The sequence below is a fragment of the Labrenzia sp. PO1 genome, from assembly GCF_012273635.1.
GTDB lineage: Bacteria > Pseudomonadota > Alphaproteobacteria > Rhizobiales > Stappiaceae > Roseibium > Roseibium algicola.
The window spans coordinates 1,073,065-1,097,023 of the sequence record NZ_JAAXCR010000001.1; the positions used below are offsets into that span (position 1 = coordinate 1,073,065).

General features: G+C 60.0%; 14 protein-coding genes. 10 read left to right on the forward strand and 4 right to left on the reverse strand.

Features of this window, described 5'->3' with window-relative positions; genetic code table 11:
* Positions 1-118: 118 nt before the first annotated feature.
* Positions 119-1,513, reverse strand: coding sequence for an HlyD family type I secretion periplasmic adaptor subunit (locus tag HCG46_RS05090; RefSeq protein ID WP_209009306.1), 1,395 nt, complete (start codon positions 1,511-1,513; stop codon positions 119-121).
* On the reverse strand, positions 1,510-3,258 hold the full coding sequence (locus HCG46_RS05095) for a type I secretion system permease/ATPase (RefSeq protein WP_023003322.1): 1,749 nt from the start codon (positions 3,256-3,258) through the stop codon (positions 1,510-1,512). Before HCG46_RS05095 ends, HCG46_RS05090 begins: the two co-directional genes overlap by 4 nt.
* A 440-nt stretch (positions 3,259-3,698) precedes the next feature.
* On the opposite strand from HCG46_RS05095, the gene HCG46_RS05100 reads away from it, so the two are divergent.
* From HCG46_RS05100 to rfbA, 3 genes are read left to right on the forward strand one after another with little or no spacing between them, the layout of a single operon-like run.
* Positions 3,699-4,133, forward strand: a complete 435-nt coding sequence (locus tag HCG46_RS05100; protein WP_228148025.1) for a MarR family transcriptional regulator — start codon at positions 3,699-3,701, stop codon at positions 4,131-4,133.
* A 15-nt stretch (positions 4,134-4,148) separates the two neighbouring features.
* Entirely contained in the window at positions 4,149-5,423 is a 1,275-nt protein-coding gene (locus tag HCG46_RS05105; protein ID WP_168684947.1) for a glycosyltransferase, read from the forward strand.
* On the forward strand, positions 5,420-6,328 hold the full coding sequence (gene rfbA, locus HCG46_RS05110) for a glucose-1-phosphate thymidylyltransferase RfbA (RefSeq protein ID WP_168684949.1): 909 nt from the start codon (positions 5,420-5,422) through the stop codon (positions 6,326-6,328). Before HCG46_RS05105 ends, rfbA begins: the two co-directional genes overlap by 4 nt.
* A 6-nt stretch (positions 6,329-6,334) precedes the next feature.
* Here the strand turns inward: rfbA and HCG46_RS05115 are convergent, their stop codons facing one another.
* Together HCG46_RS05115 and HCG46_RS05120 are read right to left on the reverse strand one after the other, a co-directional pair.
* Positions 6,335-8,104, reverse strand: coding sequence for a ShlB/FhaC/HecB family hemolysin secretion/activation protein (locus HCG46_RS05115; RefSeq protein ID WP_168684951.1), 1,770 nt, complete (start codon positions 8,102-8,104; stop codon positions 6,335-6,337).
* Positions 8,105-8,110: 6 nt separating this feature from the next.
* Positions 8,111-13,498 carry a filamentous hemagglutinin N-terminal domain-containing protein gene (locus HCG46_RS05120; RefSeq protein ID WP_168684953.1) on the reverse strand — a complete coding sequence of 1,796 codons (5,388 nt, stop codon included), beginning with the start codon at positions 13,496-13,498 and terminating at the stop codon, positions 8,111-8,113.
* 228 nt (positions 13,499-13,726) lie between these two features.
* Here HCG46_RS05120 and HCG46_RS05125 point away from each other — a divergent pair, with 228 nt between their 5' ends.
* The 7 genes from HCG46_RS05125 to HCG46_RS05155 all read left to right on the forward strand — a co-directional run bounded on the left by HCG46_RS05125 (position 13,727) and on the right by HCG46_RS05155 (position 23,956).
* Positions 13,727-15,184, forward strand: a complete 1,458-nt coding sequence (locus tag HCG46_RS05125) for an ATP-binding protein (protein ID WP_168684955.1) — start codon at positions 13,727-13,729, stop codon at positions 15,182-15,184.
* Positions 15,181-15,876: a response regulator transcription factor gene (locus tag HCG46_RS05130; protein WP_152505720.1), complete on the forward strand. Its 696-nt coding sequence runs from the start codon at positions 15,181-15,183 to the stop codon at positions 15,874-15,876. The genes HCG46_RS05125 and HCG46_RS05130 overlap by 4 nt, the downstream gene beginning before the upstream one ends.
* A gap of 127 nt (positions 15,877-16,003) precedes the next feature.
* Positions 16,004-17,302 (forward strand): ABC transporter substrate-binding protein, encoded by a 1,299-nt coding sequence (locus HCG46_RS05135; RefSeq protein WP_168684957.1) that lies wholly within the window; start codon positions 16,004-16,006, stop codon positions 17,300-17,302.
* On the forward strand, positions 17,295-19,340 hold the full coding sequence (locus HCG46_RS05140; RefSeq protein ID WP_168684959.1) for an ATP-binding protein: 2,046 nt from the start codon (positions 17,295-17,297) through the stop codon (positions 19,338-19,340). The genes HCG46_RS05135 and HCG46_RS05140 overlap by 8 nt, the downstream gene beginning before the upstream one ends.
* Positions 19,324-20,661: a sigma-54 dependent transcriptional regulator gene (locus HCG46_RS05145; RefSeq protein WP_075282369.1), complete on the forward strand. Its 1,338-nt coding sequence runs from the start codon at positions 19,324-19,326 to the stop codon at positions 20,659-20,661. The genes HCG46_RS05140 and HCG46_RS05145 overlap by 17 nt, the downstream gene beginning before the upstream one ends.
* A gap of 149 nt (positions 20,662-20,810) precedes the next feature.
* Positions 20,811-22,133, forward strand: coding sequence for an extracellular solute-binding protein (locus HCG46_RS05150; protein WP_055656022.1), 1,323 nt, complete (start codon positions 20,811-20,813; stop codon positions 22,131-22,133).
* An 86-nt stretch (positions 22,134-22,219) separates the two neighbouring features.
* Entirely contained in the window at positions 22,220-23,956 is a 1,737-nt protein-coding gene (locus HCG46_RS05155) for an iron ABC transporter permease (RefSeq protein ID WP_055656025.1), read from the forward strand.
* Positions 23,957-23,959: the final 3 nt, after the last annotated feature.

Below are 23,959 nucleotides of genomic sequence, written 5' to 3' on the forward strand. Positions count from 1 at the left end.
TCGCACTGCACCAGGAAAATGCCCCCACGCTCGGAATGGACCGGGGCTTCGAAAAAGCAACGGGCGGTCAATGCCGCCCGTCGTTAAAAAAATTTGTTGGAGCACAAAAAAATGCGCGTCAGTCTTCCCGGAAAGCTCGATCAAGGCTTTGCGTGATCGGCTCGAGCAGGTAGTCCATTGCCTTGCGAGCACGCCGGATAATCAGGACTTCCGCCGGCATTCCCGGGTAAAGCGTCAAGGCGGGCTTGCCGTCCAGCTCTTCGGAAAGAACCTGTGCGCGCACGACATAAAAGGCCGCCTGCGTCTGGGGATCGACGGTCTGGTCGGCAGCGACATAGGTCACCTCCCCTCCCAGGGGGCTGGTGTTCTGCCGGTCATAGGCAGTCAGCCGGATGCGTGCCTCCGAGCCGACGCGAACGGTATCGATGTCGTTCAGGTTCATCCGAACCTCGACAAGCATCTTCTCGTCTCGCGGAACGATATCCATGATCGCCTTGCCAGGCTCGACCACCCCTCCCGGTGTCCGCATCTCGATGCTGGAGACAATACCGGCCTGAGGGGAATGGACCACCAGCCGGTCGAGGACATCCTGCGACGAGATGATCTGTTCGTTGGTGAGGTTCAGTTCAAGCTGAGCCTCGAGGATCTTTCCGGCAATGTCGCTTTGCCATTCCTGTTCGGCCTGCAACAGGGCAACTTCCGCACCCTGGCGCGCCTTTTCCGCACGCGCCTTCTGGGCCTCCAGCTCACCGCCGTCGCCAATCATCTCGCTCAGTTCCAGCTGAACTTCGCTAAGCATGGCTTTTGACGTGAACCCTTTCTTCTCCAGGCCACTGAGGGCGTCGACACGCTCCTCAAGCAGCTTTCGCCGGTGCCCGGTGGCTTCGATCTGGGCCTGATTGGCCTCGATCTGCGCCACATACTGCTCCATCTCCTTCTGCTGAAAGGCGATCTTGCCCTCGTAGACCTGACGGCGTTTTTCGAACACCCCCTGTTCGGCCGCCACCACTTCGGCGATCAGGGGCTCGCTGCTGTTCTTGAGCTCTTCCGGAAATACGATTTCTTCCGACAGATCCCGCTCGGCCCTGAGCCGGGCCAGCCTTGCCAGCAAACTGGTCCGTTTGCCATGGAGCTGCGCCAGCTCGGCACGTGCGCGCGTGTCGTCCAGCTCCACCAACGGCTGGCCGGCATCCACGAAATCCCCTTCCTGCACGAGCAACCGGCGCAGGATCCCGCCTTCCAGATGACTGATGGTCTTGCGCTTGCTGTCGACAATCACCTTGCCGGTGGCAACCGCCGCACTATCGAGATCGGCGGTAAATCCCCAAAGCAGAAATCCGCCAAAGCCGATCGAAACGGCCAGAGCTGCCGCCAGAAGCGGTTTGCGCAAGCTTGGCGGGCGCGCATCGTCCGCCTTGAGGGCGGCCATCCAATAGGCCTGGCCTGCTTCGGTCGCGGCCTCTGACGAGGGAGTGGCGACCGGTGGCCTTGCCTGCTCGGAACGCTCGCTCATGCCACTTCTCCACTCGTCGGCAGGGCACGGGGTGCGGCAGGTGCCGGCAGGCGCCTGGAAATACTGCTGACGACATCCGTCCGGTCACCGAACTGGCCGATCCGGCCATCTTCCAGCACCAGGATCTTGTCGGCCGCCTCCATGATCGCCGGTCTGTGCGCGATGACGATGACGATGGCGTTGTCTTCCTTTGCCTGCGAAATAGCACGCAGCAGGGCAACCTCCCCTTCCGTATCCAGGTTGGCATTGGGTTCGTCGAGCACGAGCAGGCGCGGCCGTCCGAACAGCGCACGCGCAAGGGCGACACGCTGCTTTTGTCCGCCTGACAAGGTGTAACGGTTGTCACCGACGGGCGTATCGTAGCCGAGTGGCATCCGGCCGATCATCTCGTGAACGCCGGCGGCACGTGCCGCATCGATCACCATCTGAGGATCGGCATCATACATGCGCGAGATGTTGTCCCGAACCGTTCCATCCAGAAGAGACACCGACTGCGGCAGATACCCGACCATCGCGCCAAAGGACGCCCGCTCCCACAGATAGGCGTTGTGTCCATCAAGAAAGACGCCGCCCGTCGTGGGCTGAAGAACACCTACAAGCAGACGGGCCAGGGTCGACTTTCCGGCTGCCGACGGGCCGACAATGCCAAGAACGTCACCGGGTTCGAGCGTGAACGAAATGCCCTTGATAACAGGCACCGGTGCGTTGGGCGGCGCGTAGACCAGCTTGTCGATCTTGAGCGATCCCTGGCTGGGCGGGGTCGGCACGGTCTGGCGAAGCGAGGAGTGGTTCTCCAGAACCTCGCGCACCCGGCCCCAGGCGGTTGAAGCGAACACCCACTGGCGCCAGTTTTCCGTGAGATTGTCGAAAGGGGTCAGCAGGCGCCCCATCAGGATGCTTGCGGCGATCATCGTGCCGGCAGTCACCTCTCCCTTGATGACGAGATCTGCGCCAAGCGCCAGAACCGCGATCTGCATGCCAAACCGGAGGCTTCGCGTCAGCGCGTGGATTGCCTTGCCGCGCCGGCTTCCCATTGCCATCAGTTCCGTGGCATGGAGCTGCCCCTTGCGCCAACGGCGCGTCAGGGCAGGCATCAACCCCATTGCCTCGATCGTCTCTGCGTGGCGAAGCGTGGAGGCGATCGTCGCGACATTCTGCAAGTTGGCGGTGTTCGCTTCCTTCAACAGCGAGCGTGTCGTCATGTCGGACAGGAGGTTGAGCCCGATCAGCGTAATCGCTGAAACAACAGCCAGTAGCCCGTAAAGCGGATGCAGGGCAAACAGCACAATCAGGAACAGCGGCACCCACATGGCTTCCAGCGGCGCGCTGATGGCGTTGCTGGTTATGAAGGTGCGGAGATCGTTCAGGTCCCGCAGCACTTCGGAGGCCATACCGCCCCCCTTCTCCAGCGAGGATTTCACGCCCGCCTCGATTGCCGTCAGGTTGAGACGCCGAACCAGTTCGCTCCCCATCACCTGGAAAATCTGGCTGCGGATAAATTCCAGAATCGCAAAAAGCATCAGCCCGCCACAGGCGATGATCAGCAACATTGTCAGGGTATCGAGGCTCTGACTGTTCAGAACCCGGTCATGAACCTGCAGCATGAACAGCGGAACGATCATCTGCAGCAGCGTGATGAACCCACTCAGAAGCGCCGCTGCGGCGAGACCGGTTGCAAAGGTGACTCGAGCCTCTCTTATGAGACGGAACGGATCGATTGCGTCCGGTGTTGTCTTTTCAACCATTCAAGATTCTCCGAAGCCTCAACCGATAGGTGTGTTCGCACGTGCGAAAAAAAGAGCGATTGCCCAGAAAACGACACATCTTTTCCATAGGAATGACGAAAGCATATAGACTAACTTGGGGTATCTAGTGCCTTTAATTATGGCAATCGATTGGCAAAGAGAAGAAATGCAAAAACAAAACTAATAAATGCATCAATGTGCATAGACAGGGAGCAGAATAGCGATGAAATTATTTCGAATTTAGTTCGAATGTAGGTGGGAGTTTGGGGCAAATGCACAAAGTCTTAGAAGACGCAACAAGGGACATGAATGGGCACGTTTCGCGGACTGAACCTATGGTTGAAGAATCCATCAATCATTCAGCATACGGGGAAAGGGAAAGGATCGCGGCTCCGGCGTCGCAAGCGAACCATTTCGAACTCGTAAGAGTCATCGAACGAATGTATCGGCGCTACCTTGACCGCCTCCGCGTCGATCTGATCCGAATAGGCGCGGACGACATCTCTCCCGCCCATGCCATGTTGCTTTTCACCATCGGTGACGACGACCTGTCCGTGCGGGATCTGATGGACCGCGGTCACTATCTCGGATCGAATGCGTCCTACAGCCTCAAGCAACTTGTCCAGTCCGGCTACGTCGACCGAACGGCTTCGGCACGGGACCGGCGCTCAGCCCGTATCCGTCTGACCGACAAGGGAAAGATGCTTTGCAGAGCCGTGAAGGCAGCCGACGAGGTCAATCAGGACCAGATCGTGCGATCCGAACAGGACCTGAAGGCTCTTGAGGAAACATTCGCACTGCTGCGCAAGCTTGAAGTCCTTTGGGCCACGGACCTTCAACAATCCCCCTTGCGTCTGGACGGCACCCGTTTCTGATCGAAGGTTTGGCACATGCATATCGTGTTCGTGCACCGGCATGGGCCCGGGCAGTTCGTTCATCTTGCCCGACGTCTGATCGCCGATGGCTGGACTGCCACGCTCATATGCGAATCCCTGGACCGGCCGGTGCCGGGCCTGCGTGTGCTGCGCTATGCCGGTGACACCCGGCAGGCGGCCAGCGCAGGTGGACGGCCATCCGTTCCCTACATCGAGGCGGGCCGCAAGGTTGCCGATATCCTGCACAAGCTGGACCTGAACGGCCACAAGCCCGACATTGTTATGGGACATATCGGTTGGGGCGGCATGATGTTCGTCAAGGATGCCCTGCCGGATGTACCTGCCATCGGTTTCTGCGAATATTACTTCCAGCCGCAGGGCGGAGACGTCGGGTTTGCACCTTCCGACGAGATGTCGCTGCAGCAGCGCCAGACCATGAGGCTCCGCAACGCCATCCAGCTGTCCACTCTGGACCAGCTCGATGCCGGCATCAGCCCGACGGCCTGGCAGAAGAGCCGCTATCCCGCAGAATACCGGTCAAAGATCCTCGTGCAGCATGAAGGTATCGACACGACCCGGGCTCGCCCCGACGCGATGGCCGGATTTCGCCTGCCGGACGGTAGGCACCTGACCGCGGGCGATCCGGTGGTCACCTTCGCGGCACGTGACCTGGAACCCTACCGCGGCTTTCCGCAATTCATGCAGGCGGCTGTACTGGTCGCCCGCGAAAATCCGGAAGCCAGGTTCGTTGTTGCCGGTGGCGACGGCGTCAGCTACGGACGCGCACCGTCTCGTGGCGACACATGGCGCAACCGGCTTCTTCAGGAAACCGGCCTTCCACCCGATCGGATCCACTTTCTGGGCCAGATCCCGCACAAGGATCTCCTGAGCCTGTTTCAGGTCTCTGCAGCCCATGTATACCTGACCTACCCGTTCGTGCTGTCCTGGTCATTTCTCGAAGCCATGGCCTGCGAGGCACCTGTCATCGCGTCCAAAACCGCTCCGGTTCAGGAAGTCGTTCGAGACGGGGTCAACGGCAGGCTCGTCGATTTCTGGGACACGAAGGCAATCGCTACCGAAGTTTGTTCGGCGTTGCAGTCTCCGGCAGACCGGCAAGCCATGCGCCGGGCGGCACGCCGGACCGTTGTAGCCAGATACGAGTTGTCAGCCTGCGTCCTGCGCCTGCAGGCGCTCTTGAGCAAGCTGCCGAACCGTTCGGCGCAACGGCAGCCCCGCCTTGGACCAGTCGCCGGAAGGCGCAACGTGGTGACGGAGTGGAACCGGGTATGAAGGGAATTGTTCTTGCCGGCGGCGCCGGGTCCCGCCTGTTTCCCATGACGCTGGCAAGCTCGAAGCAGCTTCTGCCCGTCTACGACAAACCGATGATCTACTACCCGCTGACCACGCTTATGCTCGCCGGCATTCGAGACATTCTGATCATCTGCACACCGCGGGACCTGAGCGCGTTCCAGCGCGTCCTCGGCAAGGGAAACCGCTGGGGTCTGAACCTGTCCTACGCTGTCCAGAAGCACCCTGCAGGCATCGCCCAGGCATTCCTGATCGCGGAAGACTTTCTGGGCGGGGAACCGTCGGCCCTCATTCTGGGTGACAACATCTTCCATGGCACCGGCCTGTCGGAAAAAATGCTGGCGGCCCGGCAAAACGAGACCGGCGCAACCATATTCGCCTATCAGGTTCATGATCCAGAACGATACGGCGTTGTCGGCTTCGACAGCGCTGGCAAGGCTGCCTCAATCGTTGAAAAACCGGTTGCCCCGCAATCGGACTGGGCAGTGACCGGCCTCTATTTCTACGATGCCAGGGTTGTCGAGATCGCCCGGACCCTCACCCCATCCGCCCGCGGCGAACTTGAAATCACCGACATCAACAGGGCCTATCTCGAAAGCGGTGACCTCAGCGTCCAGATGCTGGGCCGGGGCTATGCCTGGCTGGATGCGGGAACGCCGGAATCGCTCCTGGAAGCAGCCTGCTTCATCCAGACTCTGGAATCCCGCCAACGCCTGAAGATTGCCTGTCCTGAAGAGGTCGCATTCTACCAGGGCTGGATCTCAAGAGGTGATCTCGAAGCCCTGGCGAGCGAGATTTCAGGCACGACCTACGGCCGTTACCTGAATTGGATCGCCAGGGAAGCGGCAAAAGCGCAATATGAACCGGCAAGCGCCCTGGCCTCGTGAGAAGCGTCAGAAGCGCGCCGTGATCGAGGCCTGCAGATTGAGGTCCCCGGCTTCCGTTTCTCCTGCGTCCTGCAGGGCAACGCCCGCGATCAGGTTTGCCGTCAGATTGTCTCCAAGAGCATAGTCGAAGCCGGCGCCGACACCGGACAGTGTCGCATTGTCGTCTGTGGCGTGATCGATCCCGAAGCCGATATCGGCAAACAGATAGGCAGACAGACTGTCGTTTGTCAGTGATTGCGGCCAGCTTTCAGGCAGATTGCCGGCAAGCGGCGAGACGGAAGGCAGACGCAATTCGTTCCGCCAGATGACACCGCTGTCCACGCTGGCATCATCGTAGTTATAGCCACGCACAGCATACCGCCCACCAAGCGAGATCCGCTCCGTATCCGGCAGCACCTGCCCGGCGAGCGTACCCGAGAGGGCGCTTACCCAGAAGAACCTGTTCGGAAGAGACGTTGTCCGGCTGATGTCTGCCGCAAGATACGCATAGTCGACCGACTGGACACGCCCGTTGGTAAAGGTCTGCCAGGTGGTTGCCGCATTTCCCTGAAGAACACCTCCCGGATTGGCTTTCACCCTGACATCAAGCGCTGTGCGGCCAAGACGGTCATCGAACGAATTGCTCCAGCCAAGCACCATCTGGAACAGATCCGCGGCACCGTCGGCAACCGCGACGCCATTGAAGAAGGTTGTCCGCTCCAGACGTTTCAGCTCGACGCCCGTGTAGATATCCCCCCAATAGCGCCCCGGCAGGAGATTAGAGACGGCAGACCTGTAGATGATCGGCAATTCGTAGGTGGTGTTTTCAAAGTCGAAAAAACGGTTCGGCGTCTCGCGCGACGCAACCAATGCCGGTGCGATTTCAAGACTTTGCCGGGCCCACGTCGGAATGGTGAGCCTGCCTGCGTGGGACACATAGGAGGGGTAGTCGCCTTCACGCGGAATGACAATTCCCGGATCGCTCCAGATGTCGTCGCTGGCCGTCATCTGGTAGGAAAGCCAAGAGCCGCCCGAAAAGGGAAGACGCACATTGCCACCCAGAAAATACCGGTCGCGTCCTGTGTCCTGCGACCCGGAATTGGACCACCCCGCAAACACCTGCCAGGGCCTGCCTTCATCGATCGTGACTTCGAGGTCGCTGAGCGCAGCATCCTCGCCCGGGCGAAAGACCCCACCCGCCCGCCGGTAGGGGGAGCGGTTCAACCAGCCGAGATCCTCTTCCAGTGCGCGCGCATCAATGCGTCCACCGGGGTTGATCCGCAGCCTTGCGCGGATCTCCTCGGCGTCGCGCTCGTCGAGCCCCTGAACCGTCACGTTGCCCGACTTGAACTCGATCACCCTGACCTGCAGCACCCCGCCGGTTATTTCCTGCGGCGGCAGGGTAACGGATACGAACGGATAGCCGGCATCCTTGTAAACGCGGGCTATGGCAGCCTGGATTTCCCCCGCAAGGGCGAGGGAAAGCGGCTTGCCGAGATACTCCGACAGCACGGCATCCAGTGCAGCCTGATCGAAAGCAGCCGCCGGACCGCCGATGCCCTTTGGAGCTCGGCCTGCCACATCGTCGGACTGACCGATCAGATAAACGCCGGCCAGGTCAACGCCGAGTGGTGACCTGTCGGTCGCACCGAAGTCCTGGGGGGCGACGTCCAGCGAGACCGGCTCTCCGGGTTCGGCAGCAGGCAGATTTCTCTCAAGAGCCTGCTGGGCGAATGAACCTTCGGAAACGAGCGCAAGACCGGCCACCAGGGCTGCAGTTATCGTATGTCTTGTCATGCCGGACTACTCTGCCGCCGCACTGAGCCAGCGACCGAACGAGCGGTTGCAGGGGTGAACGGCACCTTCGCCGCCGACGACGCCCGGCTCGCAGGCGGAGGGGTTGTCTTCAAGTGCCTCGTCGGCATCCGGGTTCTGCAACCGGTTGCGCTCCAGCACCTGCTGGCGGGGATCGGTGGAGGACTGTCCGCTGCCGGAAGAACCAGACGTTTCGGAGGGACTTGTGATCGTCAACGTGCCATCGACGCTGACAATGTCGTAGCCGAACTGATGCGAATAGAAACTGTTCCCAATGGCATAACTTCCGGCCGCGGTTGCCGTGACGGCGGCACCGCCATCGAAACTTCCGAGGAGGCTCGCTCCGGCAGACGACAAGGCATAGGTGAACCCGCCGGAATAGACCGTTCCGTCATATACTTTCGACTTGTCGTCACCCGTTACCGTAATTGCGGTCAGGAACCCTCGCAGGAGCGGGGTCGTCTGCCCCTCGTAGATGCGCCAGGTGTTCGCCGTGCCGCCCTGGTCATCAATTCCAAAGCCGGCTGAAACGAACGTGTCGAGCTGCTGCATGGCACTGCTGGTCACTCCGGAAACATTGGTGACCGAACCGCCAAGCTGATTGCCGACTGCATTGTTCAGCCCGGTAGTCTGTGTATCCCAGACACTGTTGGTAAGCGTGATCGTACCTGCGTCCATTGTGCCGACCAGGCCGCCGCCGTTCACGCTTGCGGCGACGGCACCGGTTGCGTAGGAACGGGTAACGGACGACCCGTCAAGCATCCGCCCGACAAGGCCGCCGATCTCATTGCTGCCAGACACGTCCCCGGTGGCGTAGCTGTCGGAAATGCTGCTGACCGTCAGGCCAACGAGCCCGCCGGCCATGCTGCCGGTGTGGATCACGTCGCCAGTCGCAAAGGACCGTGTGATAGGCGCTCCGAGGGAGTGGGCAACCAGCCCACCGAGACGCGTCGCGATGCTGTCGGAACTTTGCACCGTTCCGGTCGCATAAGAGAGATCTACCGAGCCCGAATCAATGGAGCCGATGAGACCGCCTGCGCCATATGGTGTGGTGGTACCACCCGTGTTGTCGGCAAGGAGCGTGACAGTTCCGCTGGCATGAGATCTGGAAACGTCGACATTTGACACCCGGCCCATCAGTCCACCGATGTCATAACGGCCACTGACGTTGCCGGAAGCGGACGAACGGGTAACCTGTGATGCATCAGAAGTCTGACTGTTGCCGATAAGGCCACCTGCAGCATAGGCCGTGGTGCTGACATCAGCCGAAGAATGTGTGTCGGTAACGGAATACTCCGACGCCATAACACCGGCGACGCCGCCGACATTACCTGCGCCTGTCACCGTGCCGCCAACCGAAACATCCGATACCGAGACCTTGCCACCAACGGCGTTGCCGATCAGCCCGCCAACACCGATCCCTCCCGCGATGTTGACGTTCGTCAGTTTGAGATCATGAATGGAGATATCCTGACCATCGGCTCTAACGACGCCAAACAACCCGATCGTGTTGAAGTTACCTGTCGAGGTCAGGCCATCGATCGTATGGCCGCCACCGTCGAAATTGCCGCGAAGGCTTGTCGACGCAAAGCCGGAACCACCGTTCCATGCCGTTGTTCCCGAAGCGTCGATATCCCGGGTCAGCACATAGTTTACCGGCGTGGTTCCGGAACCCGACTGTATGCCCTGAAGACTGTAGACATCGAAGATCTGGTACGGGTTGGCCTGCGATCCATCACCACCAAGCGCACGCACAAAATGACCGCCCTGGATATCGAAGTCCCGGGCATAAAAGTCCGGCAAACTGCTGCCGACCTGCAGCCAGGCGGTATCGGACTGGAAATCGTCGACATGGATATCACCCGTCGCCGTTGAAGTGACATTCGTGGCGCTGCTCGTCTGGTCCACACGCAGCTTGCCGTTCGCCGCGGTGACGGAGCCGTTGATCTTGATGGAGGCGTTGCTGGCGTCGACGTAGAGAGAAAGCTGGTTGCTGTTAGACCACGCGACATCGCCGTTCACTGTCAGGTCACCGTCATGGGCCCACAGGATGGTGTTGCTGTCGCCGACCGAAAATGTACCATTCGTTGCAACAGTCAGGTTGCCACCGGCGTAAAGATTGTTGTCGAGATTGAAGTTGGACGTCGCATTCAAATTGAAGTCGAGACTGTTGCCATTCTGGTCGGTTCGCACAACCGCCGACGTGTTGCGCAGGAAGTTGAGATCGGTGTCGCTGAACGCGCCGATGGTCGTGTCCAGAGCGGTGACCACGTCCGTCGTGGCCGCTGCACCGGTATTGACGTTGAAAGCATTGCCCCAGATATCGGCTCCGGAGACGCCGGTCGACGTTACTGTATCGGCGAAAGTCGCCGCTTTGGTGCTTTCACCGTCCAGATAGGCCAGTGCCCCTGCGGAATTAAGCGATCCGGCCGTAGTCAGGATGTAATAGTACCCGTTTGCCCCGCTCACAGCGCTGCCGACAAGATTGCCGCCGGAAAGTGCGCTGACATTTGCTCCGGTTTGGGCCGTCGTGCCCGCGTCACTGTAGACGATACCTGAGACCGCCTCGGGTGTGGCGGCATACTCCCACTTGAAATAAGGGAAAAGTCCGCTGCCAGTGCCCCAGATGCTGCTGTCCAGGGTAAAACTGCCCAGGGTCAGGGATCCCTGCATCTGAGAAGTCGTCAGGCCGCTCGTGTTGGTCACGGTAGCGGTATAGGGAGCCGAGTAACCGATCACCTCGGTTTGTCCGGTCGTTTCAGTATCCCAGGCCGAGTCGGTTATCGAAACGCTTGAGTCGGAGACTTCAGCGACCAATGCGGCTGCATACCCTTCAGCCTCTACAAGACCCGTAACAAAGGAGTTCTGAATAACCGTGTTCCTGTCGGCCGTACCGATGAGCCCTCCAGCCGCGGCACCGTTTGTGCCGAGCACCTGACCGGCAAAATACGAATTCGAGATCGTCAGGTCTTCTGCGTACCCAACCAGTCCACCAGCCTCCCGAAAGCTCCCAGACGAGGTGACTGTCGCCGTCGAATAGGAATTTTCGATCCTGTTGTCGTTGTCGTCGGAGGTGCCGACAAGACCACCGACCTGCCCTCCGGTTATCGATCCTGTCGAGCTGGAATTCGAGATTGTCAGCCCTTCACCCATGATCGCGACGAGGCCGCCGGTGGCGCTGCCCCAATCCGTCGTCGTGACGGAAACATCGGCATGAACATTGGTCATGGTCGACTGGTCGATGTTGCCGAAATACCTGGCCACGACGCCTGCGCCCCAGGAATTCGTCTGAACGGTTCCACTGACAGTCACATTCGACATGTTGTGACCGTGATAGTTCCCACCGCCTGTGTCGCCGACCAGAATTGCCGTCTGGTTGTCGCCGGTAACAGACGCGTTCGTGAGTGCAAGGTCCTTTATCTCTAGGTCACGTCCGGAAGTGAAATAGTTGTCTTGCCAATAACTTATGAGTGCGACATTACCTTCGGAAGGCCGGTTGATATAGAGGCCGTCTATCGTATGTCCCTTGCCATCCAGGCTTCCGGAAAAGGAAACAGGGTCAAAGCCAGCACCGTTATTCCAAGATGATGTCGTCGACGCGTCGATATCGTTCGCAAGTTCATAGTAAAGGCTGATATCGCCGGACCCGCCACCACGCCTGTCATGGGTCGTTATCCCTTGCAGGCCATAAACGTCGAATAGCGCATAGGGGTTGGAAAAAGTGCCATCGCCACCCTGCGCCCGGATGAAAGTGCCGAAGCCAACACTCAGTGCGTTCGTGGCAAAGTCTGGCAGGCCCGCGCCGACCTGATCCCAGACACCCCTGGTGAGAGCGAAATTGTCGACATCGACCGCGCCGGCCGCTCCCGTGGAGATTGTGCCGACGGCAGCCGTGCCGCTGTTACCGTAAGCCAGCAGGGTCAGCCCACCGTTCTGGCCGTCGATGGCCGCATTGATCGCGATGTCGTTATAGGCGTTGAGCGTGAGTGTGTTTGTACTCGTCCAGGTGATGCCGGAATTGATGGTGATGTTGCCGTCGCCCGCACTCTGGTTGCCCGGACCGCTTGCCGACGAGTTGGTGGTCTGCAGGCTCACGTTGTTGCTGGCAAGGTTGGAAGAGATCGTTGCCGCCGCCGCCGCATCGACCGTCAGGTCAACCGGGTCGATCAGCCAGAGACCGGTCTGACCGCCTTCAGCCGAGGTGTCGACCGCAATTCCGGAAAAATCGATCGTGTTTCGGGCAGACGTTTCGACAAAGCCGCCTTCACCGCCCACGCCACCCCTGGCGCTCAACGATCCGGAAACACTTGCCGTGTCCTCGGCAAACACCACGATTTCACCACCCTTGACGCCGCTTTCTTCCGCCGAGGCGTCGAGCGTACCGGTGATCGTGATTTCTCCGCCCGTCACCGTGATGGCGCCCCCCTCGGTCGCCGGCTTTGCACCCGGCACCGGAACGTTCTCCGCCAGTCTGCGCGACTTGAGCTTGCCGCTGACCTGGACCTTGCCCGTATTGCCCGCCGTCAGGAATATCCGGCCACCGGAAGTGCTGACACCGGTTGCCTTGACGACACCATCCGTGTTTCCAGCCAGCGCAAAGACATTGCCGCCATTCGCGCGGATTTCAGCGTTGGCCGCCGCGATGGTTCCGGAATTGAGTGCTTCGGTATCGGCTCCGCCAAGCTTGACCGACAACAGGCCGGCTGCATCGGCGACGTCTTTCATGAGGACTTCGTAGCCAGCGGCAAGGGCTGCGGTTCCGTTGGGCGCTTCAAGCGTGCCACGGTTTTCAACGCGGCGCGCAATCAGTGCAATGTCACCCTGCGCAGACCGGATAGTGCCCGCATTTACGACTTCGGCACCGCTCGTGCCGGAAAAGGTCAGGCCGCCGCCATTCAGAAAATCGCTGTCGGTAACGTCCTGCGTCGAAGCGACAAACGAACCACCCGTCGACACAAGCCCGCCACTGCCAACGGCAACTCCGGCGGGATTGACGAGAAATACGCTGCCCGTCGCGCTGAGGTTGCCATCGATACGGCTCGGCACATTGCCCGTGACCCGATTGAGCGTGGCACCGGCGCCGTTGTCGAAATGAACCTGATTGCCGGAGCCGATGGAAAAGCTGCCCCAGTTCACGATACCGGCATCGCTGGATTGCTTCACATCAACCCTTGAACCACCTTGCGTAATGGTTCCGTTGCCATGCGTGAAACTGCCCCCTTGCGGCAGGGCATCGCCTGAAAAGGCTGCGGTGGGGACAAGGGCTGTCGTCAGCAGCAGAAATGCGGCAAGGGAGGCTGTCCGGTTTGAGCCGGAGGGAATGGCAGGCTCAACCGTTGCGCTTGAAACGCCGGTGTTTCGGGTCCTGGACGCCATTTGTATCATTACTCCCGCTGTTGCGTCGTCTTGTGCCCACGACGGTCAACATTGGTGTAAATACAGATGGCGAGTGATCGAATTCCACCTACCAATACTAATCAATTCTGACAGATTCTGACGAGACTTGCTTCCTTTGGGTGACACCTGCCTGAAATCGAAGCTGCCGCAATCAAGGCCTCGAAACTGTTACTTGAACAGGCAGGCCGCTTCCGTCATCACAAGCGCATGCTCGATCTCAAGACCATGTTGCTGCTGGAATTCGCGACAACCGCTTTCATGTCAGTTGCCTGGCTTCTCGTCTGGTTCGTCTGGCGCCAGATCTATGAACTGAAGGTCATCGCGGCCGGTTTCTTCGCCATCGCGATTGGATTGTTTCTCTATTTGCAGCGCGGTCCGGACCCATCGCTCATTCGCGTCGTAACGGACAACATGGTGATCAAGTTTGGCCTGGTCCTGTGGGCCGACGGCCTGGCGCGCTTCCTGGGACAACCCCGTTTTGTCGGCATCAGCGCGTTCTGTCTCGCGGCACAGCTCCTGTTCTGGATCTTCGCCGTTATCTACGATCCGACAGACCTCGGCCTGCGCATTCATGCCTCCACTGCCTTCACGGTGGTGATGATGGCACTGATGATCCGGACGCTTTACCGCGACCGCTCCCAACCCCCTTTCCTGCGCTGGATCATGATCTTCCTGCTTGGGGAATATTCCGCCGCAAGTCTGCTGCAGAGCGCACTCGTCTACATTCAGCCATCGACGGTTGCCAATCCGGTGATGACCAACATCAACACATGGTACTTCTTCCAGGGACACATCTTCATCGTCGGCTTTTTCTTCTGTCTGATCTTCATGGTGGGCATGCGCCTGTCCATGGATTTGCGCGACCGCAACGCCGCGCTTGCGCGCGAAGTAACATTGCGACGGCATCTGGAGGGAGAACTGTCCGCCAGTCTTGAAGGGGAGAAGGCGGCCCGTCAGGACCAGCGCCAGTTGATGCGCATGGTCAGCCATGAGTTTCGCACCCCCCTGGCCGCAATCCGCTACGCTAGCGACATGCTCACCCTGATGCTGGAACGACCGCAGCAGGCTGTCGCCCAACGTCTGAAAAGCATCGACGAGGCCGTTTCCCGCATGACGATGCTGATCGATCGTTTTCTTGCAAGCGAGCGGCAGGATGAAGGTGTGCTGAAGATCGAGCAGGTGGATTTCCCGGCCCTTTATGAGGACGTTCAGCGGCACTTCGACCATGCCGGCCTTGGCGAACGCCTCAGACTTCATCCCGTTGCGCCGATGCCGGCATACCGGGGAGATACCGAGATGCTCCGCACGGTGATCGTCAATCTGGTCGACAACGCGCTCAAATACTCACCAAAGGACGCTGAGGTCGAGATCACGATAGGGGCCCAGAACGGTGATATCGTTCTGGAAGTGAAGGACCGCGGGATCGGCATTCCGGATCGGGACCTGGCGCAGATCGGCAACCGTTTCTACAGGGCCTCGAACACTGGCGGAACCGGAGGCAGCGGGCTCGGCCTGCATTCCTGCCGGCAGCTTGTCGGCTATCACCAGGGACATCTGGATTTGAGTGCAAGACAAGGCGGCGGCACGCTCGCCAGGGTTTTCCTGCCGCTTCCCGGATTTGCGCGAGCGGACTCTGAGACCATGCAGGAGGAGGAACCGGCATGAACAGGATTTTGATCGTGGAGGATGAAAGTGCTCTTCGCGCCGACCTGTTGGATTATATGCGTCTCAACGGCTTTCAGGTCAGCGGCGCGGGCGGCGCAGCTGAAATGTGGACCGCGCTGGATGACGCGGACCGACCGGATGTCGTGATCCTGGATGTCTCGCTGCCGGATGGAAACGGCTTCGACCTTGCAGGTGACCTGAGGGCGAAAATCAATTGCGGCATCATCATGCTGACCGCACACGGTGACAGCGAAAGCCGTGTCCGCGGGTTCGACAGCGGCGCGGACATCTATCTCGTCAAGCACACCAGCCTCAGGGAAATACTGGCTGCGGTGCAGAGCCTCATACGCAGACTGTCCGGCGCTTCATCAGAAGGCAACAGCACGGCTGAATGGGTGCTGGACAATGTCTCCTGGAAGCTTCTGCCACCGGACGGCGACGCCATAAAGTTGACCGCAACCGAAAGGATCTTTCTGGAAGCCCTGGTCTCCAATTCCGGCGCTCCTTGCGCCCGGGACGATCTTTCCCGGCTTCTTTCCAATCGCCAGACCCAATTCGACAACCGGCATCTGGATGCCGTCGTCAGCCGCCTCAGGCGCAAGATCCAGGATCAGACCGGGGTGGAATCGCCCATCAAGTCTGTCTATGGCGTCGGATATTCCTTCAGCGCCGCCTGCAAGATGGACAGCTAGCCCGGTTTGTCTCGCTCAGGTTGCCGAGCACACGGCGGAACCCGAAGGGTCTGGCACCATCGCCTTGCATATTTCCGTCGACGTTCGGAATTCTGATATAAGGTGCCTCCAAATGAGGCAATCCGGGATGTCAGGCGCAATCAGTTTTCAGAAAATATCCGTCATGCTGGCCGTCATTGCGATGTCCTGCTTGGCGACACTCCTGCTGTTGACTGCCGCAAACGCGCGGGATCTTCGTGTCCTGACGTCCTTTCCGGACTATTTCACGAAGCCCTTCGTCGATGCGTTTTCGAAGAAGTATCCGGCGATCAACGTTACCGTCCTGAACAAGAACACGGTTGCCTCGGTCGAGGAAATCCTGCTGGAAAACCCGCGCGGCTTCGACCTGTTCTGGTCGTCGTCACCGGAGGCCTTTTCCCTTCTCGAGAAATTCGGCCGCCTGCGGGAACGCTCACAGGACAGCAGCCAGACCTTTGTCGATTTCGCCTATTCCGGTGTCGGCTGGTGCTGGATGGAAGACTTTGAAGGCAGGCCGCCCACAAGCTGGAACGATCTGCTGGACGCACGTTTTCAGGACAGGCTGGCCATGTCCCACCCTGCCCGGTCAGGGTCCACGCACATGCTGCTGGAAGTCATCCTTCAGGACCGCGGCTGGGATCGGGGCTGGCAGTATATCTTCGGCCTGTCCCAGAACCTCAAGACCATCACCGCCCGCAGTTTCAGTGTCATAGAGGGGCTCAAGCGCGGCCGCTTCGATGTTGGTCTGTCGATCGATTTTCTCGCGCTGACGGAAGCCGACGACGGCGTTCGCTTTCAATATGGTCAACCGGTCATGATGGCCCCTGCCCGGATTTCCGTTCTCAACCACGGTTCCGCCCATGAGGAGGCGGGTCTGTTCATCGATTTCATGTTGAGCACACCGGCGCAGGAACTGCTGACACAGCCCGACATCCGCAGGATTCCGGTGGACATCACTGTTCGCGAACAATCCCTGAACCAGTTCCCCAGGGAAGTGCAGGCTGCGCTGAAATTCAGCTGGTCCACCTATGACCCCAATCTTGCCGAAACCCGGTATCAGGCCGTCAACGACCTGTTCGACATCTTCATCACCAGAAATCTGGTTCAGCGCAGAAACCTGTTGCGGCGCCTGGAAACGTTGAGCCGTCAGGCGCCTCCCGATCTCGTCCCTTCGCTGATCAAGATTAAGAAGAAACTCAACCAGCTTCCCGTGTCCGAGATCGATGCCGTGCGCTCGGAACGCTACCGGGACGCACAGGAGGAAGGCGTGAACTCGCTTGTCGGTACGGGCGAGGAATGGAGCCTTGCCACCTGGCGCGTTGCCGCCAGGGAGCAACTGGCGGAAGTCGATGCCATGCTGACGGGGCTCGAGGCAAGCATCCGGAATGGTCTGGCTGTCAATGACTGAGACGGCAAACCGCGGGCGCGGCACGATATGGTTTAGATTGCTGCTGTCCATCCTCACGATTGCCGCGATCACCTGGATCATCCTGGCCATCGGCGTGGTCTTCTTCACTCAGGCACGCAGCGATTTTGGTGAGATCACCGAAAAGAGCATTCCGGAAATCGCCCTGGCCTCCGAACTTTCCGAATATGCGACGCGCCTTGCCGTCATCGCGACCGAGATTGCCGCGCAGACCCGGGAGCGCGAACCGGAAGCCATGCGCGAGGATGTGGAAGCCGCAAGCCAGGGCATCTCGGGCCTTCTGGAAACAAACATCCTGAGCGACACGAAAAACACCGCGAAGATAATCGAGGCGAAGGAAACCTTGAGCGACAAGCTCGGCTCCTTCCTGCAGGTCTCCCGGGATCTGCAGGCGATCAACAGGTCGCTGGAACACTACCAGGTGGAACTGCGCTGGCTGCAGATCGATATCCAGACCGAAGTCGCTGCCCGCATTCAGGACCTGTCCTTCAACATCGACAGCCTGTCGTCCGAAATGGTCCGCTCGCAGTCGCGCACCGATCGGGTCGCGGCTGCCGCGATCATCCGGCAGGAAACCCTTCTTCGCGAACAGATGCAGACAATCGGGTCAAGCACTGCGACGGCGATTACCTTCCTGCTGCAGGCGCTTTACGTCGACACGGCGGAAAAACTCGCGCAGCTCGAAGATCTGAATTTCGACGCGCTTGAAAACCTCCAGGGCATGCTGGCGGAGGTCCCGCAAAAGGCCGACACCGAAACGCTGGTGTCATCGCTGGAGCGGCTGCAGGCCTTCGCCTATGACGAAACGGGTGTCTTTGCAGGATCGCGTGACCGGATCGAGCTGCAGCAACAGGCACTTGGCGACCTCAGCACCGCACAGGCCGCCGTCGCAGATCTTCAGGCAGCCCTGGTCGAACTGGGCAGGGAACGCCGTCTTGCTGCCCTCACCTTCACCAATCAGGCAGCCGAACGGCTGCGCATTGCCTCTCTGCTGCTGGCCGTCGCAACTGTCATCTGCGGCGTCATCTGCGCGGGCATTCTGCTGTTTTATGTCCGCAACCAGATCGTTGCCCGACTGCACCGGCTGGCAGAAGCCCTGATCGAGATCGCTCAGGGCAATCTCTCCACGCCGATCCCCACCCGCGGCAACGACGAGATCGCCCGCATGGGGGCAGCGACGGAGATCTTCAGATCCTCCGTGGTTGAACTGAACAGAACCCACGAAAACCTGCAAAAGGAAATCGTGGAGCGCAAACGCGCCTTCGACCAGTTGAAGCAGACCCAGCGCGAACTTGTTCAGGCCGGCAAGCTGGCGGCTCTCGGCCAGATGTCTGCGGGCATCAGTCACGAACTGAACCAGCCGCTCGCGGCCATGAAGCATCACCTGCACAACCTTCGACTGCTGCTTGCCAAGGGCAAGAGCGAAGCGGTCGAAGCCAAGGTCGACGTCGTTGAAAACCTTGCCGAGCGGATGTCGCGCGTCATCAAGCACCTGAACGGCATAGCCCGCCGTTCGGACTACGCGGTCAAGGACCTGACGCTGGAACAGGCCCTGGAACCTGTCGTTTCGCTGTTCGAGCGGCGCCTGGAGGAAAGCAGCGTCGCGCTCAATGTCTCCGACACTGCCGGCAAGCTAACCCTCCGCGCGGATCCCGTGTTGCTGGAACAGGTCCTGATCAACGTCATAGGCAACTCGGTCGACGCCATCGACATGAAAGCGGCAGGCGGCGGTGAAATCCGCATCGAGGCAGAGCAAACCGGCGGTGACGCGACCATCCTGATTGCCGACAACGGCATCGGCCTTCAGGGGCAATCGGCAACGCAGCTGACCGACCCGTTCGTGACCACCAAGGAAGTCGGCAAGGGTCTCGGTCTTGGATTGACCATCTCCTTCAACATCATGCAGGACATGGACGGGCATCTGGAACTTGCGGAAAACGACCAGGGTGGCGTAACCGTTCAGCTGAGGCTGCCATGCGCGGCACAGAACAAGGTGGGGCAGCTTGAGCACTCGGTTTGAAACGGGCGAAATCGTTCTGGTCGACGATGATGCGGATCTGCTGGAAGCAATGCAGGAAACGCTCGAGCTCGCCGGGTTCAGCGTACGTTGCTACGCCAACGCCAATGTGATTGCCGAGCAGATCCAGCCCAACTGGAACGGCATCGTCATCAGCGATATTCGCATGCCCGGCAGAACCGGCATGGAGTTTCTGCGCCTGATCCAGGAAAATGCCCCCCAGGTCCCCTTCATCGTCATTACGGCACACGGCGACGTGAAGACCGCGATCCAGGCGATGAAGCACAACGCCTATGACTTCATCGAGAAATCCACCGAACCGCAACACCTGATCGACACGGCACGCCGGGCACTTGAAAAGCGCAGGCTGCAACTCGAAAACCTGGCGCTGCGGCGCAAGGTTCAGCGCATCCGCGATCCTCAGGGTGAGCTTATCGGCAGTTCGCAGGTCATGGCTGACCTGCGGTCGACGATTTCGCGCATCGGCCCGCTGAATGTCGATGTGCTTCTGCACGGCGAAACCGGCACCGGCAAGGACCTGACCGCACGCTGTCTGCATCAACTGTCCCCGCGCGCGCCGGGGCCGCTTGTGACGATCAACTGCGGTGCCGTCACGGAGATGGACATCGACCGCGAACTGTTCGGCTTCGAAACCGAAAACGGCTCCTTCCCGGGGCGGATCGAACGGGCGCAGGGCGGAACACTTTATCTGGATGAACTTGATTCCATGCCCAATGCGCTGCAGACGCGGTTTCTGCGTGTACTGGAAGAGCGCAAGATCACCAGGCTGGGCGGCAGCGATGCCGTCCCGGTCGATATCCGCGTCATCGCCGGCGTGAAGACCAACCCTGCCGCCCTCGTTCACGATGGCCGCCTGCGGGGCGATCTCTATCACCGGATGAATGTGGCGACCCTGTCTCTCCCGCCGGTGCGTGAACGCGGCGGGGATGTCATCGAACTGATGGAACACCTTCTGGATCAGGCCTCGGAAAACCACGGCCTGCCGCTTCCGAAACTGTCGCAGCGCCAGAAAAAGCAGTTCCTCACCTATGACTGGCCCGGCAATGTTCGCGAAATTCGCAACATCGCTGCACGACTTGTCATCGGCCTGGAGGCTGACCTGCAGATAGGCAGCGGCCAGCCCATTGAGGTCTCCACAGGCTATGAGGCGGCCATGACCGCCTTCGAAACCGAGCTCTTGCAGAACGCTCTGCTTCAGACCGGTGGCCGCAAGGCAGAAGCCGCCGAACTGCTCGGCATCCCGCGCAAGAGACTTTACCTGCGCCTGAAAAGCTGCGGCCTTGCGGAGGAAGACGGGTCATGATCGACACGTTGAACGTGTCAGTTTTGACCCAAAAATATCAATAATTTCAATAATTTGACTCGAAAATTTCGCCAGTGATAGCGTTTCTTCGCTGAACGAACAAGGGGCTGGATCACCCCCTTGCGTCAGAATGGAGGAGACATAATCCAATGAGGAAATTACTGGGCCTGACGGCACTGGGACTGCTGGTGTCTGCCGGCGTGGCGAATGCTGCCGACAAGGTGGTCGTCGTGACATCCTTTCCGAAGGAACTGACCGATGCATTCGAAGCCGCCTTTGCTGCATCCAACCTGGACTACGAGCTGGAGATCCTGAGCAAGGGAACATCCGCAGCCGTCAAATACATTCAGGAAACCGCCGGAAACAACACGTCCGACCTGATGTGGGCGTCCGCCCCGGATGCGTTCGAAGTGCTCAAGGGCAACGACCTGCTTGCCAAGGTCGAAATCAACGCCGAAGGCATTCCGGAAAAGATCGGCACGTACCCGATCAATGATCCCGACGGCTTCTATTACGGTTTTGCCGCATCCGGTTACGGCATCATGTGGAACACCCGCTATCTGCAGGCCAACGAGCTGGCACCGGCAAAGGAATGGGAAGACCTGGCCAAGCCGGAATATTTCGGTCATGTCGGCATGTCCGCACCGTCCCGCTCCGGCACCACGCACCTGACGGTCGAAACGCTTCTGCAGGGCGCCGGCTGGGAAAAGGGCTGGGCCGACTGGAAGTGGATTTCCGGTAACATGAACACGGTCACCGAGCGCAGCTTCGGTGTGCCGGATGGCGTCAACTCGGGCAACTTCGGCCTCGGCGTCGTTATCGACTTCTTCGGCTTCTCGTCCCGCGCGTCCGGCTTCCCGGTCGACTTCGCCTATCCGTCGGTCACTGCCGTTGTACCTGCCAACATCGGTGTCGTGAAAAACGCTCCGAACCCGGAAGGTGCAAAGGCGTTCATCGAGTTCGTGCTGTCGCCGGAAGGCCAGCAGGTCCTGTTCGATCCGGCCATCATGCGTCTGCCGGTCAACCCGGCCGCTTACGCGACCGCACCGGACGGCATTCCGAACCCGTTCGAAGGCGATGATGTGAAGGCATCGGTCAACTTCGACGCCGACCGCTCGGAAAAGCGCTACAACGTCGTCAATTCCCTGTTCGACGTCATGGTCACCTACCGTCTGACCGAGCTGCGTGAAGCCGTCAGGGCCGTGCAGCTTGCCGAGATTGCGCTTGCCGACAAGGACAATGCGGAAGCCAAGGCACTGATCGCCGAAGCACGCGCACTCATCGACGCTACCCCCATCACCGAGGAAGAAAGTCTCGACCCCTCCTTCGCCGCCGTCTTCCAGCAGAAACGCAAGAAGGAAAGCGACGTCATCGAGGGCCGCCAGGCGGAAGTCGAGCAGCAGTGGGATGCCTTCGTGGTCGAGAACTACGCAAAGGCCAAGGCTCTGGCGGAAAAAGCCGCCAGCCTCTGACGGAAAACCAAAAACAACATCACGTCGAACTTGCCGCACCGCCCGGAACAGGGAAGGTGCGGCCTCTTCCCCGGAGTCCATAGCCGATGACTACGAGCAATGCAGCGACTGCGCCTGCAAGGCAGTGGCGCATATTTCCCGAGCTGTCCGGCACCGCAATTGCGGGCGTCGCGATCGCCATCTTCCTGCTGGCGTTTCTCATCCTTCCCGTCCTGAAGGTGACCTATGTCGCCTTCCAGGATCCCCACACAGGAGCCCTGACGCTCCAGAATTTCGGCGATTTCTTCCGCTCGTCGCTGTTCCGCAGTTCCTTCGTGAACTCCTTCTACGTCTCGGCGATGTCCGTAGTCGTGGCAACGGTTATCGCCCTGCCGCTGGCCTATATCACCACCCGTTTCAACTTCGGTGGAAGCGCGCTGATCCAGAGCATCGGCGTCATCCCGCTGATCATGCCGCCCTTCGTCGGCGCCATCGCGATGCAGCTCCTGTTCGGCCGCAACGGCACGGTCAACCTTCTGCTGTCGCAATACCTTGGCTTCAAGATCCCGTTCATGGAAGGTCTGAACGGCGTCATCTTCGTCCAGTCCCTGCACTATTTCCCGTTCATCCTGATCAACCTGTCGGCGTCGCTCCGCAACATCGACAAGGCAATGGAAGAATCGGCGCAGAACCTCGGCTGCACGGGCCTTCGTCTGTTCCGCCGGATCGTGTTCCCGCTCGCCATGCCCGGTTACATTGCCGGCGCCGCGCTGGTGTTCATCAAGGTCTTTGACGATCTCGGCACCCCGTTGCTGCTCAACGTCAACAACATGCTGGCCCCCCAGGCCTATCTGCGCATTTCCTCCGTCGGCATCAGCGATCCGATGGGCTACGTCATTTCCTTCATCCTGGTTGCCTTCTCGGTCTTTTCGCTGTGGGCGTCCTTCCTGTTCATGCGGGGCAAGGATTACGCCACGGTTCAAAAGGGCGGTGGCGGCCTTGCCCGGCGCGACCTGTCGCGCGGCGAGAAGATCGTTGCCTATGGCGTCGTCGTCTTCATCCTGCTTCTGGTCCTGTCGCCGCATTTCGGTCTGACGCTGCTTGCGTTCGGCACGATCTGGTCGTTCAGCCCGCTGCCGGACGGCTACACGCTGGCCAACTTCGCCACCGTGTTCGAACAGTCCCTGCAATATGTGGTCAACACGCTGATCTATGCAGGCCTTGCCGCCGGCTTCGACATCATCCTGGGAACGGCAATCGCCTACATCGTGCTGCGAACCGGCATCAAGGGCCGCAAGATGCTCGACTACATGGCGACCGCCGCGCTTGCCGTACCCGGCGTCGTGCTCGGCATCGGCTACCTGCGCCTGTTCCACAGCTTCGAGGTGCCGGTCATCGGCAAGCCGCTGGCGTCCTGGTGGGTCATCATCGTGATCGCCCTGACCGTGCGCCGCCTGCCCTATGCGCTCAGGGCCTGCATGGCCGCGCTTCAGCAGGTCAGCCTGTCGCTTGAGGAAGCAGCGGAAAACCTCGGCGCCTCCAAGGGCCGCTCCATCCGCAGGATCGTCGTTCCGCTGATGGCCGGGGGGATCCTCGCCGGTTTCGTCACCAGCTTTGCCACTGCCGCAGTCGAACTGTCAGCAACCATCATGCTGGTTTCCACCAGCGACGACGCTCCGCTCTCCTACGGGATCTACCTCTACATGCAAAGTCCGTCCGGCCGGGGTGCCGGCGCGGCACTCGGCATCCTCGCCGTCGTGATCGTCGGCCTGGGGACATACCTGTCGAACCGCATCATCGAGAAGGACCGGGCCCGCAAGGCCGAAGTCCGCGCATCCCACTGAGCG